We start from the raw sequence: 17,012 nt of genomic DNA, 5'->3' as shown, positions 1-17,012 counted from the left end.
GGGCAAAAGTTCTATTTAATCAAGGTCAAATAATTAGATACAAATCGATGAGGGTGGTGATATGAAATATGCTGTTACATTTTGTACTACAGATCAGGAGGTAGGGAGTAATCCACTGTGGCACAGTTGTCTATTGCTTTCAAAAATGGACGAAACCAGTAAATTGCTGGAAGTTGTTGATAATTGGGGATTTTATGGATTACCGACAACCAATCGTAATAGTTCTTGGTTAGATCAATTGAAAATAAAAATGGGGCTGGATGTTGATTTGATTGGCAATCATGGAATGTTGCGGCATGAAGAGCTCAGATTTCTCGATCAGGGATGTGGTTTGCGCGGGGTTACCTTTGAGTTAACCAAAGACGATTTTGAGTTATTACAAAAAAAGTGTTTGCAGATGGCAACCGATCAGGAAACAGCGATAAATGAGTTTGTCGAAACGCAGGGCATTAAAGGGAAACCACCTGAAAAAACCAGAATTTATCCTCACGAACAATTTTCAAGATTGATTTATGCGACTGAAAAAATTAAAGCGGAGCAACAAGGGCGGGAAGCTCGCTTAAAACCTTTTGAGTTGCGTTTGTCCTGGGGATTGTTTGGGCCTAGTTTAGCTCTTTCACAAAACTGTAAAACACAAGCTTTATCATTGCTGTCTTATGTATTATCAAAGGAGCAAATTGAACGCCTTACAGAATATGGTGAACATCCCACAGTGCCCAGACGTAGTGGGCCAATGGAGTCAATTTTTTTACATAGTACGGGTCCTTTACGGGAGCATAGGAAATCTTCAGGAGACGTTGTGCACTATCGTGATTTGAAGGATCCTGGAGTAAAGCTTTATTGGACAGTTCCTCCGCAAGAACTTGAAGCATTATCTGAAGAGACAATCAAATTATTTCAAATAGATGGGGAATATTGCGAAGAAGTGAAGGCAATTGTCAGAAAACTGCAACGCCTGGAGTGGTTATTAATCAATAGCAATTTACCTGAAAAATATCGGCCTTATAAAGATGAATTAATCAATAAGGTAGTTGGATGTTATAAGGCCTTTTCTTTTATTGAGCCTAAGCAAGAAGAACTTAAACTTGGAGGTTGGTATGGCTGGGCGCTTTCTTTATTTTCAGCACCAAGAAGTGCGGAAGAAAGAACCTTACAAGGCAAAATTAAAAAAGCAAAATCGCTATTTAACAGCATTTATATGGCCATTGTGGATAATTATCAAATTGACGATAATGCTCCAATGGAAAATAAAAATATCCTTCCCTATGAAGAAACTAGCGAAAACAGATTTGAAAATATGGTGGAAGCAGTAGCTTCTTACTTATCCAGGAAGGATAAAATTAATCTTTGTAAAATTATCGGACGCACCTATTGCGAGGATCATGTCGAGCTAGAAGACAATGAGGGGAAAATTGCTTTATCTCCACAACCTTTGGCAACGTAGAGGTTGTGGAATAGATTCCAGTTCATGAGCTTTTTGTGATTCCAGCTTGGGTTGGTGTTGAGGGACTGATAAAGACCAACCCTTTTTAGGAATTAATATCAAATAAAAAAGGATTTATGAAATCTCTTAATCTCTTCGTTAAAAAATGGTTTTAATTCAGTCATTTAGTTTATAAAAACCACCTCATTAAAAATGTTTTTTGCCTTGACCTTTGTTTTTACGTAATCCATGTTGTTTATTAATAAACAATTTGCATTAAAATATCCGCTTATGAATGAATTTTTTTGATTGAAGTATGTATTTTAGAGTGATAGATTAAGGACACTCAAGCAAACAAGTGAGCATAAAAGGATGTTTTTAACCATAAATGATTTACAAAGCCAAGTTCAATTGGCTAAAAAGAGACTGTATGCTTTAGCCAAAAATTGGCTGGATACTCAAAAGGAAGCAATCAATTCAAAAGATAAGGCAAATTGGCTCAATGCATTTCAAGCCTCGACAAAAGAAGCAATGCAGGAGCAATTAAAAGCCACAGGTTTTCCCCTGATCCGCAATGCAATATTGGTCAATCAATCGGAGGATGAACTTCCGCAGCATAGTCTGGAGCAATCCTCGTCTTTGATCCACTCAGAAAATTTCCCCGAGCAATTCAACTCAAGAACAGTGCCCAGAGTGATTTATGTATGCCACTCAGGAGAAAATAATCAAGTAATCAAGAGATTATGCCAACTTACTACCTTAATGGAACAATTGCATACATTGGAGGAGTTAACCTTTGAAGTCCAAACTAATGTTCATTTTAGAGGCTTAAATTTGGCTTATCGCATGGCACGCAGTATCAATAAGGAGTGGCGCGATGTCGAAAAGGGTCGTGAAACTGTAGAGTATTATGCGGAGCGTCTGCAGATAGCAGAAAAACAATATAAATTGGCATCGGATTTTTGTCATGAGTGTTTAGGGATTTATAAGGAGCAATTGGATGCACGGATAATGTACTTTAATGAATCATTAAATTTCTTTGTTGAGTGCCTGGTTGCCGCTTTTTCCTCTGTAAAAGACGACAGGTATTGGCTAACAAAATTTTTACTACCCTCTTTACCTTGGCATAGCATGCTTAATGAGGTAGCCACATGGCTCTTTACTACAAATGGCTTTACTAACCCGACAATCGACAGCATTGAAGTGAATCGCTCACATTTAAAAGCAATTACAGAACAATTTGCCAAATTGATGATGGCGCCTTTTTGTTCTTTGGAAAAAGAGTTACAGGGCAAAATAGAAAAAGTAGAGAATGAGCAAAAAATAGCCAGAGAAAATGTGTATGCCATGTCCTCGGAATTGGATATAGTGATACACATGCAGTCACAAAGAAAATTAGCCGCATTGCTGTTCCCTGCTCAACCATTAAGTATGTTAGGCTTTTTCCAGGGGGTTGCAGCAGCAATGGGTAGAGATTATTTTTATTCAACTTTTATCAAAGGGAATCAAAGCCAAGAACCCAGGATAACAGATGATGAAAAACCCCTCATCGAGGCAAGCAATTATTCCAACGGGCTACACTAGGGAACCGAACCGGGAATTCCGGTTCGGTAGTTTCGAACTTAGAGCGACGGAAACTCTCGATTAGGCAGCCATAGCTTTAAGACGTGCAACCAGACGGCCTTTAATACGTGCTGCTTTGTTTTTATGAATTAAGCCTTTATTAGCGGCTTTGTCTATCACTGGCTGTGCTTTGGTATAAGCAGCACGCGCAGCTTCTTGATCTCCTGACTCTACGGCTTTCAGCACGTTTTTAATGTAGGTGCGGTACATGGAACGCGCGCTGGCGTTATGTTGACGCAATTTGACGTTTTGACGTGCACGCTTAATCGCTGATTTGATATTTGCCACTTAAAAATCTCCACTCAATCAGATGTTGCAAAAGATGTAGATCTTGCACAATGAGTTAGAATTTGTCAATAGACCTGCTTTGAACCTTTTGTATTTATGTATTTGTTTTAACGCAGGTTGATGTTGAAATGTTTTATTATCCGGATAAATCCTGTAAAACCAATATTTCAGGTGATTCACTTACTCATTTGATACCATGCTCGACTTCATTTGCAGTGGAACCCATATCCTGATGTGTTGTGTTTTACTGGATAATGCCAGTTTAACCAGATATAAGAGGTATTTCCATGCTTTTTATATCGAACTCGCGCCAGTTTAAGTATATCATAAAGAAAATTTTTATCTATTTAAAACATCATGCTGACAACGGATATTATGGTACCTAAAAAACAAAGCTTGATACGATCCACTTCCCTTGTTTCATTAATGACATTTATTTCAAGGATGGTAGGGTTTGCACGAGATATGGTTCTTGCCAATTTTTTTGGGGCTCAAGCTGGCATGGATGCTTTTTTTGTTGCTTTCAGGATACCAAATTTTATGCGGCGCCTTTTTGCGGAAGGCGCTTTTTCTCAAGCGTTTGTCCCGGTATTGGCTGAATATCAAAAAACGCGTTCTGCTGAAGACGTTCGTACTTTCATCGCTCGGATTTCAGGCTATTTGAGTTCTATATTAACCCTGGTCACTGTAGTGGGAATTGTAGCATCGCCTGTTATTATTTTTTTATTCGCGCCAGGTTTCCATCATGACAGCGTCCGGGCTGAATTGGCAACTCAGATGCTTCGTATCACTTTTCCCTATTTAATGCTTATTTCCTTAACAGCAATGGCAGGGGCAATATTAAATACCTATGGTTATTTCGGGGTTCCAGCCTTTACTCCCGTTTTGCTTAATATCAGTATGATACTTGCTGCGGTGTATTTGTGCCCTGATTTGCCACAACCCGTTGTTGGTTTGGCATGGGGTGTGTTGATTGCCGGTATCGTGCAATTGCTTTTTCAATTACCATTTTTGTATCAACGACATTTGCTTATCAGGCCGAGAGTTGTTCGGGATGATCCAGGAGTCAATAAAGTACTCAAGTTAATGATCCCAGCTTTATTTGGCGTTTCAATTGCGCAACTTAACTTGATGATAGATAGTATTTTTGCTTCTTTTCTAAAGGTAGGGAGTGTCTCTTGGTTATACTATACAGACAGATTAACTGATTTTCCTTTGGGTGTCTTTGGGGTCGCGATTGCGACAGTTATCTTGCCCCACCTGTCCCGAAAACACACAGAACAAAATATTAATCAATATTCTCGCGCTTTGGATTGGGGGCTGCGTTCGATTTTATTAATAGGAATTCCAGCCGGTTTGGGATTGTCCTTTTTTGCCTTGCCTCTGATTGCCAGTTGTTTTGCTTATGGTAAATTTACTGCCTATGATTTATTACAAACTCAAAAAAGCTTGATTACTCTTGCCATGGGAGTTCCCGCCTTTATGGTAGTAAAAGTGTTGGCTTCTGGTTTTTATGCTCGTCAGGACATCAGTACCCCTGTAAAAGTGGGTGCCATAGCCATGGTAGTTAATACTCTTTTATGTTTCATATTTGTCTGGCACTTGGCTCATGCTGGCTTGACATTGGCTTCAGCATTAGCTGGTTATGTGAATTGTGTTATTTTGCTGTTTCTCTTGATTAAAAGGGGATTGTTCAAACCATCTCCCGGATGGCTGAAATACAGTATGCAGTTGTTGATAGCCAATTTTGCCATTGGGGTTTATTTATATTTTATGAGTGGAACAGCGACTTACTGGCTTGGTTTCTCTCCTTTGATGCGTTTGAGCTTGTTATTAGCTCATGTGTTCGTCACCGTAGTCATCTATTTATTAGTTTTAGGTATAATAGGGCTTAGGCCTAGCCACTTTCGTGGCCAGATAAAGGATTAAAAAGATGCAAGCAGAAGTATTTTACAAAAGTTGCGGCGATAGGATAGTTCCTGTCCATCTCATTTCTCAATCACAATGGGACGAAGGAATTGAAAATCTAACCCCCATGGAACGAAATTGTTTTTCTGTACGCCAGTTTAAGGGCAAATTAGGCGATTATTGTTTTATCCTCAATGCGGATGGCGTGATTGAAAAAGCTTTTATTGGATCGGGAACTGGCAATCAGGAAAGTGCTTTGGCCAATGCAGCACTTTTATTGCCTCCAGGGAACTATCAATTTCAAGATAAGTTAAGTCGTGAGTCTGGCGTAGTTTGGGCATTAGCGCAATATCGATTTGATGAGTATAAAAAGTACGAGTTACAGCCTCGAGTTTTAATTGTTGAGGCAAATGATATGGATTATATTTTATCCTTGGCGAATTCTTTATTTCTCGTGCGCGATCTAATTAACACGCCAACCTGCGATATGGGGCCAGAATCGTTAGCTCATGTTGTCGAAGAATTGGCTAAAACACACAAGGCTTACTTTAAACAATGGATTGGAGAGGAATTGATAAAGGATAATTTTCCTGCCATTCATGCGGTTGGAAGAGCTTCTGCTTTAACGCCTCGTTTATTATCCTTGCAGTGGGGAAATGAGAAACATCCACGCGTAACTTTGATTGGAAAGGGTGTTTGTTTTGATAGCGGCGGGCTTGATATCAAACCTTCATCAGGCATGCGTTTGATGAAAAAAGATATGGGCGGCGCCGCACACGTCATAGGTTTAGCCCAGTGGATCATGGTTCAGCGTTTGCCGATTCGATTACAGGTATTAATCCCCGCTGTTGAAAACGCCATTGGTCCGAATGCTTTTAGGCCAGGAGATGTTTTAACCATGCGCAACGGATTAACCGTAGAAATAGAAAACACTGATGCAGAAGGTCGATTGATTCTGGCAGATGCTTTGGTTAAGGCTTGTGAAGAAAAACCAGATTTGATCATTGATTTTGCTACTTTAACAGGTGCTGCTCGTGTCGCTGTCGGAACTGAAATTGCAGCCATGTTTTCTAATCATGATCAACTGGCTCAGGATATAGTAGCGGCATCTAATAAAGTCTCAGACCCTGTCTGGCGGTTGCCTTTATTTTCACCATACGAAGAGTTATTGAATTCGAATATTGCAGACATGAGCAATTCCAGTTCTTCGTCCTATGCTGGGGCTATTACTGCCGGCTTATTTCTACAACGATTTGTGACAAAATCAATACCATGGGTTCATTTTGATATCATGGCCTGGAATGCAGTAAGTAAGCCAGGAAAGCCAGAAGGTGGTGAAGCAATGGGCTTGCGAGCTGTTGCTGAGTATTTATTACAGACTTACGGATAGAATTTTCAGTTGGGAGCTAGTTATGTTTGTGACTTTTAGTTGTGATGCATATGAGAACATTACTTATTTTGAAAATGTGGCAAAACAATTATTGTTGTTAATGGGGCATGGCGGCACAATCCCCGGTGCTATTAAGTCTGAAAATGTACCTGATGCTTTGCATCATTTACAACAAGGGCTGGAAAAAATAAAAAGCGAAAATAAACTGCTAGAAGACGATGAGGATAGTGAGCCTGATATCAGTTTGGCTAAACGAGCAATCCCTTTAATTCACTTATTGCAAGCCGCCGAAAAAAAGGATTGTGATGTGCTGTGGTCTCATTCAAAATCACCAGGTTGAAATGTAACAGCATATTTTCCAGCCTTCTTTATCCGCTCCCTAATGGTCGCCATTCAGTTTTATTTATTATAATCCGAGCAGCGACCATTGGGGAGCGGATGCATAATAAGCTTAAAAATCCAGCGGGTAGTTGAGTATTTATTCAATGGAGTGTGTGTGCAGCTCACAGCCTTTATGCCTATATTCTTTATAGTGCAATCGACTCACTTCTTTCTCATGTTCTACATTACTCACCAATTCAATGACTCTTTTAAATCGGGTATAAAAAATTGGAATATTGGTGGATAAATTCAACAGGATATCTGTAAAGCCTCTGGGTTCTTTTTGATAGCCAATTTGTACGGGAGGAGGAGGCTCCGGTCCTTCACCTTGCAAATTATGAGGAATAAAACTGTCGTCTTTGAAAGTCCATAATAATTCATCAAGGTATTCTGCTTGTTGCTGATTGTCGCAAAAAACAAAAATAGTATGTCCTTTGGTATAGGCTTTTTCTATTAAACGACAAGCAACCAACCAGCGAGATTCTGGAAGGCTGCTGGCTAATAAGTAAAAATCAACGCGAATTGGCGACATGGCGCAATAATTGAATTAATAAAGGAACAGGACGCCCTGTTGCATTACGCTTCTTTCCAGAAATCCAGGCCGTTCCCGCGATGTCCAAATGGGCCCAACGATATTTTTCAGTAAACCGTGATAAGAAACAGGCGGCAGTAATACTTCCTGCACTGCGATCAAAGCCGGCGTTGATCATATCAGCCAATGGGCTTTCCAAAGCATCTTGATAGGCCTCATCCAGTGGCATACGCCAGACTTTATCCTGGCTTTCATTAGCGGCACGTTCGATTGATTTGGCCAGCTGTTCATCTCTAGTCATATAGCCAGTAGCTATATTGCCCAAAGCGACGATTATCGCTCCTGTTAAAGTAGCAATATCGATTACAAAATCAGGATTATATCGCTCCGCGTAAGTCAAAGCGTCTGCTAGTACTAATCGACCCTCCGCATCGGTATTGATAATTTCGACAGTTTGTCCTGACATGGTGGTTACAATGTCTCCTGATTTTACAGCGGAGCCACTTATCAAATTTTCAGCACTGGCTATAATGCCGATAAGATTAATTGGCAATTTCAGCAAAGCACAGGCTTTTATAACTCCCAGCACACTGGCAGCGCCAGACATATCGTATTTCATTTCATCCATGGCGTTGGCCGGCTTTATAGATAAGCCTCCTGAGTCAAAAGTAATGCCTTTCCCGACAAGAATGACCGGTGCTGAGTTTTTGTTACCGTGATAATGAACATCTATCAATCTTGGGGGTTGGTCACTTCCTTGGGCAACGGCTAATAATGCGCCCATACCCATTTCTTTTATTTCTTCTGGCCCCATCACTTGACAGCTTATTTGGTCGAATTGTTTGGATAATAAAATGGCTTGCTCACCAAGGTAAGTCGGAGTACAAATATTGGCCGGCATATTCGCTAAATCACGGCAAAATTCAACTCCGGTAACAATGGCTTTGGCCATTTCAAGGCTTTTTTCAGTAGCTCCAGGCAGATGGAATATTACCGACTCCAATTTATGACTTTTTGCATTTTTCGTTTTAAAATCAAGAAGTTGATATCGTAAATTATCGATTTGAACAATCATTTGCTCTATCTGCCATTCAGCAGATTCCTGAGTTAACCGAGGCAAGCACACGGTGGCAGAAGAGAAACGCTGTTTAATTAATGCTTCGGTAATTTCTCCTACACGTTTTTGGAGTGAATTAGCACTAAACTCTTCCTTTTTGCCACACTGAATGATTAATAGGCTATGTCCTTCAACATCAGTTTGCCATACAGTATTTCCTGGTTCAGGGACTCTCTGGCAAAGTTTTTTAATCAGGCCTTGCTGTTCATTATCAATTGCATTTGCAAAATCTGGTAGCGCCAAATCTGAAAAAACGCCTAACACCAGACATTCGCTCGTGGTTAATGAGGGGGTATGAGTTAATCCATAATTCATAATATTTTTTCCTGCACCGCTTGAGAAAGACAACTAGTTTACCTAAATTGGATAAGCATTTGAATGAAAAATTCTGTTTTAATCATCTGTTTTAAATCAATACTATTTTTAAATAGGCTGTCTTGAATTATCATGATGGGTTCTTTCATATGTTATTCTGAAAGAATTGAATTAATGATAAGGTCCTCTGTAGGGTATTGTAGTGATTATTTTTCGTTATTTGACTAAAGAAGTGTTTCTTACTTTAATCGCATTAACAGCGATATTAGTCCTTATTTTCATGAGTAATCAATTCATACAATACTTAAATCGCGCTGCTTCTGGTTCAATTCCTGGTTTTGTGATCATGAAGTTGTTGATGTTGGAGTTGCCAAATTTAATGGGTCTGTTACTGCCACTGGGGTTTTATGTCGCTCTTTTATTGGCGTATGGCCGGTTATATGCCGAAAGCGAAATGACGGTTCTGCGAGCTTGTGGTTATGGCCCCAGGCAATTACTGAAACACAGCTTTGCAATGGCTACTGTTGTGTTGGTAGTGGTTGCCATCGTAATGATTTGGGCAAGCCCTGTGATTGCTGTTGAACGCATCAAGTTAATACGTTCTACAGGAATCAAAACTTTAATTCAAACGATTATGCCTGGACGCTTTCATGCCATTAATAGCGGTCAACAAATCTTTTATGTCCAATCCATGAATCGCGATCACTCCCAAGCAGAACAGATATTCATGGCAAAACATAGCGTTCAGGATAATAGGCTGTTATGGGATGTGTTGTGGGCTGATAAAGCATTTGCTGAGGTTAATCCTCAAACAGGCGAGGAATACATCGTGCTGCAAAATGGCAAGGAATATCAAGGTGTTCCGGGTCATGCCGATTACCAGATTGCAGAATTTGCAAGCTATAAATCCAAATTGCCCAACCCGACTGTTGTTATGCATGATGATGCTCGCACTGCAAAAACAAGAGACTTATGGCCTTTGAACAATCATGATTTGAAAAAGGCGGCTGAATTACAGTGGCGTATTTCCATTCCTTTAATGGTTTTGACCTTGACTCTGGTTGCCGTTCCACTTAGTCGTGTCAGCCCTCGTTCTGGAAAATATTCGAAACTTTTGCCAGCCATCATTATCTATATTTTTTATGCTAATTTTATGTTTGTTTCTCGTGATGCGATTGCTACCGGGAAGATTCCCTGGTGGATAGGGATGTGGTGGGTACACGTGGCGGTTGCCATTCTCGGCATCCTATTTATTTGGCGCAATCAGGTGAAGCTTGCATGAGCAGAAAAATACTTGATCGTTATATTGCCAAAACGGTTTTATCTGCAATCGGCTTGGTGACTTTGATGCTGGTCGGTTTGCAGATCTTTATTTTGTTTGTTAATCAGATAGACGATTTGGGGCGAGCAGACTATGGAATCGTACAAGCCGGTGTTTTTGTCCTTTTACAGATGCCTTACCAAGTCTATCTGTTTTTCCCTATTGCCAGCTTGCTCGGGTGTTTGGTTGGCCTGGGAGTATTAGCTAATCATAGCGAGCTGGTTGTGATGCGTGCGGCGGGGATATCCATCGGCCAAATAACGGGGGCGGTATTAAAGGCGTCTCTGATAGTCATCCTATTAATCACGTCTTTAGGTGAAACCATTGTACCAGTAATGGCGCATTATGCGAATGAATACAAGGTTTCCGCTTTAACAGGAGGGCAGGCTTTGCTGACTCCAAGAGGGGTTTGGGTCCGTAATGGTAATGATTTTGTTTCTATTGCTTCAGTCACGCACGAGAATACTCTGCGCTATGTAAATCAATTCCGCTTTGATAACCAGCATAATTTAAAACTGGCTCGCCAGATAAGTGAAGTAAAGTATGTCAATAATTCGTGGATAGCTTATGATGTGAAACAAACTGAATTTGCAGAGGATCATACCAAAGCCCATCATTTCGATACTTTGCCGTGGGATGTGCCAGTGAAACCGGAAATTCTTAAAATTACGGGTACTAATCCGGATGAAATGACTTTACATGAATTGAACCGCTATTTACGTGAGCAACAACGCAACCATCAAAATGTAGCAAATTATAAGTTTGCCTTTTTTCAACGAATTACCCAGCCTCTGAATACTATGGTTATGATGATATTAGCTATCCCCTTTATTTTTGGCCCCTTACGTTCATCAACCATGGGTTCAAAATTACTGGTAGGCGCTATGGTTGGATTCGGGTTTCATATTCTGAATCGATTTTTTGGCCCAGTGAGCACAGTATTCCAATGGCCGCCTGAATTGGCTGCCTTTAGTCCTACTCTCATCTTTTCTTTAATTGGAATTTATTTAATGCGAAGAGTCAGATAATGGCATTCATTAGACATTTGCTTGAATACTTGCTGCATCCTTTCTTTTTATGTCTTTTGGCATTAGGTATTTGCATTTTTTTACTATATCGTCGGCTTGCTCCTACTTTCACTAAAGTTATGTTGTTTGTTGTATTGATTGTCTTGCTTGCTATGAGTACGGGTTGGTTACCCAGTTATTTAACTTATCAATTAGAGTCTCGATACCCTATAGTGAAGCGGGTTAATCCGAATGTGAAATGGGTGGTCGTTCTCGGTGGAGGACAAAATATTGGGGAGGAAATGCCTGCAAATGATCTGTTGACCTCAGCGAGCATCAAGCGATTGATTGAAGGCGTCCGATTATTCAGAACTTTGCCCGACGCAAAATTGCTTTTATCGGGCGGGGGATCTGCTGGTGAGCAATCAGAGGCTTTATTATTGACAGAATTAGCCAAGTGGTTTGCAATCGATTCGGAAAAAGTTGTCGTTGAAACTGTTTCTATTAATACAGCAGATCAGGCGCGTGAATTAGCAGCCATAGTACATGATCAACCCTTTTATCTGGTTACCTCAGCGATTCACATGCCACGTTCCATGGCATTATGCCAGCAGCAAGGATTGCACCCCATAGCAGCCCCAACTGATTTTACCTTCTTTTGGTCTACTGATACCTGGGTCAAAATGGTGATACCTAATTCTTATAACCTGGCCTATACTTCCATTGCTCTTCATGAAATCCTGGGAAAAATATGGGCTTTGGGATTCAGATAAGCTGATTTGCATTGAGACTTGGTTTTTAAATTCGCTACACTACTTGTCCGGCAGCCCAGCCGGAAGACCATGCCCACTGGAAATTATACCCACCTAACCACCCCGTCACGTCCAGGGCTTCTCCAATGAAATATAGGCCTGGTACATTGTTGGCTTCCATGGTTTTGGATGAAATAGCATGACAGTCTACTCCGCCTATTGTCACTTCTGCTGTACGGTAGCCCTCTGTCCCATTGGGTTTTACTACCCAGTTCTGCAATAAATGGGAAATTGTTTCCAAATCTTTATTAGAGCTATCAGCCAGTTTCTTTTCACCCAGTTTTTGAGGAATAAAGACTTCAACAACTCGTTTGGGCAAGTACATCGATAATACAGAGTTTAACTGTTTATGCGGAGCTTCCGCTCGGGCTGTTTTCAAGCTTTCCAGGAGGTTATGTTCGGGCAGCAAATTAATGCATATACTTTCACCAGGATTCCAGTAGGATGAGAGTTGCAAGATAGCAGGACCACTCAGTCCCCGGTGGGTAAACAAGATATGCTCACGAAATTGATTTCTTTCATTATTGACCAGGCTATCAATACCTATTCCCGACAGGATGGATAATCTGTCTTTTTCGAGAACATCTAAAGTAAAGGGCACCAGACCGGCTCTGGTTGGCCATACTCTAATAGCGAATTGCTCTGCAACTTTATAGGCAAAGGGACTGGCACCCATTGTGGGAATAGAAAGTCCTCCGGTAGCAATGACCAAAGAATGACAATGAAACTTTCCTTTTGTCGTGCCTATCTTGAAAGAATAGTCGTTGGTTTTTTGTATTTTTTCTATTACGGTATTTAAATAAATCGCCACTCCATATTGCTCACATTCTTTAAGCAACATATCAACGATGTCTTTGGATTTATTATCGCAAAATAATTGTCCTAATGTTTTTTCGTGGAAGGGAATTTTGTGTTTGTTAACCAGTTCAATAAAATCCCATTGAGTGTAACGGGATAAGGCTGATTTGAAAAAATGGGGGTTGTGGGAAAAATACTTGTTGGGTTCAATGTAGTAATTGGTAAAATTACAACGACCACCTCCTGACATGAGTATCTTTTTCCCGGCTTTATTGGCATGATCCAGCACGAGTACTTTTCTTTTACGCTTGCTTGCTTCAATAGCACACATTAGGCCTGCAGCACCAGCGCCAATGATAAGGACATCAATTTCTTGCATAGAGAGGTTCGGTTATGACCAATTTTTTAGTTAAAAAGTATTTAATTTTATCATGTCGAACGATGATTAAATATATGCTATAGATCTTAGTATCCAATAATAAGGAATTGCTATGAACGAAATGGATATTTTATCTTTGTTTTATGATGAAATGACTGCGCGTGGGGTAACCAGAGAACAGGTTTTTTTGAGTATTGAAGAGGATGCAGCAGCAATGCTGACCCAGAAATTAGGCAAACCTGTTTCAGTAGAGGAAGCGCAGAAATTAACCGATATTTGCATCGCAAATGAATGGCTTGAGCGCACAACGGCAGACCCCTATTATAAATATTTGTCTTTGACAGAGGCTGGTTTGCAAATGTTGCTTTCTACTTTATACAAGTAATTTTAAGTTATTTAATGCCGTTGGATGTTTTCTGGCAATTAATAACTCAAAACATGTTATCCAAGGGTATAATCTTTGGGCAAAACTCGGTAAAATATATCACTTTATTCTTTTTTTATTGTCATTATGCCAAAACGAACCGATATAAAATCTATTCTAATTCTTGGAGCAGGCCCTATTGTGATTGGGCAGGCTTGCGAGTTTGATTACTCAGGTACCCAAGCAGTACGCGCTTTGAAAGAAGAAGGATATCGAGTGATATTAGTTAACTCAAATCCAGCAACCATAATGACTGATCCTGAGCTTGCTGATGCCACCTATATAGAGCCTGTTCAATGGAAAGAAGTGGCTCGTATTATCGAAATAGAGAGGCCAGATGCTCTTTTACCGACGATGGGAGGACAAACAGCCTTAAACTGCGCCTTGGACTTGGTAAGAGAAGGGGTATTAGCCAAGTACTCTGTTGAAATGATAGGAGCGACGCGTGAAGCCATAGACAGGGCGGAAGATAGAGAAAAATTTCGCCAGCTGATGATTAAAATCGGATTGGATATGCCAAGGTCGGCGATTGCTCATAGCCTGGAAGAAGCAATTCAAGTACAAGCCCGTTTAGGCTTTCCTGCCATCATCAGGCCTTCATTTACCATGGGTGGTAGTGGAGGCGGTATTGCCTATAATCGTGAAGAATTTGAAGAAATTTGCATTAGAGGATTGGAGTTGTCGCCAACTCACGAGCTTTTGATTGATGAATCGGTTCTGGGTTGGAAAGAATATGAAATGGAAGTCGTCAGGGATAAAAATGATAATTGCATTATTGTTTGTACTATAGAGAATTTTGACCCTATGGGAGTGCATACTGGAGATTCCATTACCGTTGCTCCGGCACAAACATTAACTGATAAAGAATACCAACGGATGCGGGATGCGGCGATTAAAGTTCTAAGGGCAGTTGGTGTGGATACGGGAGGTTCCAACGTTCAGTTTGCTATTAATCCTGAAGACGGGCGCATGCTGGTTGTGGAAATGAACCCGCGTGTATCTCGAAGCTCGGCTTTGGCGTCAAAAGCAACCGGTTTTCCTATTGCTAAGGTCGCAGCTAAATTGGCTGTGGGCTATACCTTGGATGAATTGAAAAACGAAATCACCGGAGGTAAAACACCTGCGTCCTTTGAGCCCAGCATTGATTACGTCGTTACCAAAGTTCCACGGTTTAATTTTGATAAATTTCCACAAACTCCAGATACTCTTACCACACAGATGAAATCAGTCGGGGAAGTCATGGCGATTGGTTCTAACTTTCAAGAATCTTTACAGAAAGCCATAAGAGGTTTAGAGATTGGACGCTGTGGATTGCATTCGCTGTTTCAAAAAGAGGATATGGCGCGTTTAAGAGGGCATTTACGAGAACCCACTCCGGATAGACTTTGGTATATTGCTGATGCCTTTAGGCAAAATTTATCACTTGAGGAAATTCATCTGGAAAGTCGAGTCGATCCATGGTTTCTGGCACAAATTCAAGAGTTGGTTCTTTTAGAGCGCTCAATCATCGGAAAAACGATTCGGGATCTGGATAAAACCGCTTTACACTTGATGAAACACCGGGGTTTTGCTGACGCCTACTTGGCCAAATTGCTTGGTTGTACGGAAGCAGAAGTTCGGGCAAGACGTGTTGAATTAGAGATCTTGCCCGTCTACAAGAGAATTGATTCTTGTGCCGGAGAATTCCCTAGTGATACAGCCTATATGTATTCTTGTTATGAAGGAAGCTGTGAAGCACGTCCTGAGAGCAATAAGAAAAAGATTATGATTCTTGGAGGTGGACCTAATCGAATCGGCCAAGGCATTGAATTTGATTATTGCTGCGTGCATGCGGCCTTGTCATTAAGGAGCGCGGGTTACCAAACTATTATGGTGAATTGCAATCCAGAAACGGTTTCCACTGATTTTGATACCTCCGATCGACTATATTTTGAACCTGTTACTTTAGAGGATGTGTTGTCCATCGTCGCAATGGAACAACCGGAGGGTGTCATTGTGCATTATGGGGGACAAACACCATTAAAGTTGGCTCGTGATTTAGAGGCTAATGGCGTAAAAATAATTGGTACTTCATCAGATGCTATTGATATGGCTGAAGACAGAGAACGATTTCAGCAAATGGTCAAAGAATTGAAACTGCATCAGCCTGATAATGGAACTGTCCGAAGCGAAGCAGAGGCCATTGAATTAGCTAACAAAATTGGTTATCCGCTAGTTGTTAGGCCTTCTTATGTTCTCGGTGGACGAGCTATGGAAATTGTTTATCAAGAAGAGGATTTAAGGTATTACCTGTCGCATGCAGTTGAAGTTTCTAATGATTCACCCGTTCTGCTTGATAAATTTTTGAATGATGCCATAGAGGTGGATATTGATGCCGTCTGTGATGGCAAAGACGTATTAATTGGTGCCATCATGGAGCATATCGAGCAAGCGGGGATACATTCTGGTGATTCAGCATGCACTTTACCTCCTTTTAGCTTGGGCGTAGTTGTTCAGCAGGATTTGATAGAGCAGATTCGAAAAATGGCTTTGAAATTAGGCGTGGTGGGCTTGATTAATGCGCAGTTTGCTATTCAAGCGGATGATATTTATGTTTTGGAAGTGAATCCGCGTGCTTCGAGAACCGTGCCTTTTGTTTCAAAGGCTACCGGTCTGCCATTAGCTAAAATAGCGGCTCTTTGTAAAGTAGGAATTAGCTTGAAAGATCAAGGATTAAACCAGAATCATCATACGCCTTCTTTCTATTCGATTAAGTTGCCGGTTTTTCCCTTTATCAAGTTTTCTGGTGTGGATTCGATTCTTGGACCGGAAATGAAATCAACGGGAGAAGTGATGGGTATTGCCAAGCGTTTTGGACAAGCTTATGCTAAAGCACAATTGGGTGCCGGATGTCACATTGCCAAACGGCGACGGGCCTTCGTATCCGTACGTGACGCAGATAAAACGCGTGTCGGCGAGATTGCCAAGAGATTAATAGAACTGGGTTTTGAAATTATCGCCACGCGCGGTACTGCTTTGGCATTACAAGCAGCCGGCGTAGACTGCAGAAGAGTCTTTAAAGTAGCAGAAGGCCGACCACATGTGCTGGATTTTATAAAAAATAATGAAATAGACTTTATTGTAAATACTACTGAGGGCAAACAAGCGATAGCAGATTCTTTTGCTATCAGACGCAACGCCTTGCAGCATAAGGTCAGCTACACTACGACCTTATCAGGAGCCGAAGCTGCTTGTTTGGCTATGAAGTATGAAGATAGGGAAACTGTAACTCGCTTACAAGATTTACATTAGGGG

The 17,012-nt window shown here is 40.8% G+C and carries 14 protein-coding genes; 10 read left to right on the top strand and 4 right to left on the bottom strand.

The features are described from left to right. Positions 1-61 precede the first annotated feature (61 nt). Both mavV and LPG_RS13310 read left to right on the top strand, forming a co-directional pair. Entirely contained in the window at positions 62-1,444 is a 1,383-nt protein-coding gene (gene mavV, locus LPG_RS13315) for a Dot/Icm T4SS effector MavV (protein ID WP_010948338.1), read from the top strand. A 351-nt stretch (positions 1,445-1,795) separates the two neighbouring features. After that, the gene (locus tag LPG_RS13310; protein WP_010948337.1) at positions 1,796-3,007 is read left to right on the top strand and encodes a lpg2637 family Dot/Icm T4SS effector; all 1,212 of its coding nucleotides are present in this window, start codon (positions 1,796-1,798) and stop codon (positions 3,005-3,007) included. Between the two features lie 60 nt (positions 3,008-3,067). Here LPG_RS13310 and rpsT read toward each other — a convergent pair whose 3' ends face one another. Further along, a complete protein-coding gene (gene rpsT / locus LPG_RS13305; RefSeq protein ID WP_010948336.1) occupies positions 3,068-3,334 on the bottom strand; it encodes a 30S ribosomal protein S20 in 267 nt (88 codons plus the stop codon). Positions 3,335-3,691: 357 nt separating this feature from the next. On the opposite strand from rpsT, the gene murJ reads away from it, so the two are divergent. Genes murJ through LPG_RS13290 form a run of 3 tightly spaced genes read left to right on the top strand, consistent with a single transcriptional unit; the run spans position 3,692 to position 6,972 of the window. Further along, positions 3,692-5,263 carry a murein biosynthesis integral membrane protein MurJ gene (gene murJ, locus LPG_RS13300; protein ID WP_010948335.1) on the top strand — a complete coding sequence of 524 codons (1,572 nt, stop codon included), beginning with the start codon at positions 3,692-3,694 and terminating at the stop codon, positions 5,261-5,263. Between the two features lie 4 nt (positions 5,264-5,267). Next, positions 5,268-6,632 (top strand): leucyl aminopeptidase family protein, encoded by a 1,365-nt coding sequence (locus LPG_RS13295; protein WP_010948334.1) that lies wholly within the window; start codon positions 5,268-5,270, stop codon positions 6,630-6,632. A 22-nt stretch (positions 6,633-6,654) separates the two neighbouring features. Beyond that, positions 6,655-6,972 (top strand): DUF1840 domain-containing protein, encoded by a 318-nt coding sequence (locus tag LPG_RS13290; protein ID WP_010948333.1) that lies wholly within the window; start codon positions 6,655-6,657, stop codon positions 6,970-6,972. 138 nt (positions 6,973-7,110) lie between these two features. Here LPG_RS13290 and LPG_RS13285 read toward each other — a convergent pair whose 3' ends face one another. Together LPG_RS13285 and LPG_RS13280 are read right to left on the bottom strand one after the other, a co-directional pair. Further along, the gene (locus tag LPG_RS13285) at positions 7,111-7,545 is read right to left on the bottom strand and encodes a DNA polymerase III subunit chi (RefSeq protein ID WP_010948332.1); all 435 of its coding nucleotides are present in this window, start codon (positions 7,543-7,545) and stop codon (positions 7,111-7,113) included. Next, positions 7,526-8,977: a leucyl aminopeptidase gene (locus tag LPG_RS13280; RefSeq protein WP_015443991.1), complete on the bottom strand. Its 1,452-nt coding sequence runs from the start codon at positions 8,975-8,977 to the stop codon at positions 7,526-7,528. The genes LPG_RS13285 and LPG_RS13280 overlap by 20 nt, the downstream gene beginning before the upstream one ends. Before the next feature lie 202 nt (positions 8,978-9,179). Here LPG_RS13280 and lptF point away from each other — a divergent pair, with 202 nt between their 5' ends. The 3 genes from lptF to LPG_RS13265 are packed head-to-tail and all read left to right on the top strand — an operon-like array spanning position 9,180 to position 12,078. Beyond that, on the top strand, positions 9,180-10,259 hold the full coding sequence (lptF, locus tag LPG_RS13275; protein ID WP_015443992.1) for an LPS export ABC transporter permease LptF: 1,080 nt from the start codon (positions 9,180-9,182) through the stop codon (positions 10,257-10,259). Beyond that, positions 10,256-11,326 (top strand): LPS export ABC transporter permease LptG, encoded by a 1,071-nt coding sequence (gene lptG / locus LPG_RS13270; protein ID WP_010948329.1) that lies wholly within the window; start codon positions 10,256-10,258, stop codon positions 11,324-11,326. The genes lptF and lptG overlap by 4 nt, the downstream gene beginning before the upstream one ends. Further along, positions 11,326-12,078, top strand: a complete 753-nt coding sequence (locus LPG_RS13265; protein ID WP_010948328.1) for a lpg2628 family Dot/Icm T4SS effector — start codon at positions 11,326-11,328, stop codon at positions 12,076-12,078. The genes lptG and LPG_RS13265 overlap by 1 nt, the downstream gene beginning before the upstream one ends. A gap of 34 nt (positions 12,079-12,112) precedes the next feature. Here the strand turns inward: LPG_RS13265 and LPG_RS13260 are convergent, their stop codons facing one another. Beyond that, positions 12,113-13,294, bottom strand: a complete 1,182-nt coding sequence (locus tag LPG_RS13260; protein WP_010948327.1) for an NAD(P)/FAD-dependent oxidoreductase — start codon at positions 13,292-13,294, stop codon at positions 12,113-12,115. Between the two features lie 112 nt (positions 13,295-13,406). On the opposite strand from LPG_RS13260, the gene LPG_RS13255 reads away from it, so the two are divergent. Further along, positions 13,407-13,679, top strand: a complete 273-nt coding sequence (locus LPG_RS13255) for a hypothetical protein (protein WP_010948326.1) — start codon at positions 13,407-13,409, stop codon at positions 13,677-13,679. A 126-nt stretch (positions 13,680-13,805) separates the two neighbouring features. Further along, positions 13,806-17,009 (top strand): carbamoyl-phosphate synthase large subunit, encoded by a 3,204-nt coding sequence (gene carB, locus LPG_RS13250; RefSeq protein WP_010948325.1) that lies wholly within the window; start codon positions 13,806-13,808, stop codon positions 17,007-17,009. The last annotated feature ends 3 nt before the right edge of the window (positions 17,010-17,012 follow it).

Origin of the sequence: Legionella pneumophila subsp. pneumophila str. Philadelphia 1 (assembly GCF_000008485.1) — a bacterium.
In the GTDB taxonomy this organism is placed as follows: domain Bacteria; phylum Pseudomonadota; class Gammaproteobacteria; order Legionellales; family Legionellaceae; genus Legionella; species Legionella pneumophila.
Note: the sequence above shows the minus strand (reverse complement) of the source record. Positions and strands in the feature narration are given on the sequence as shown.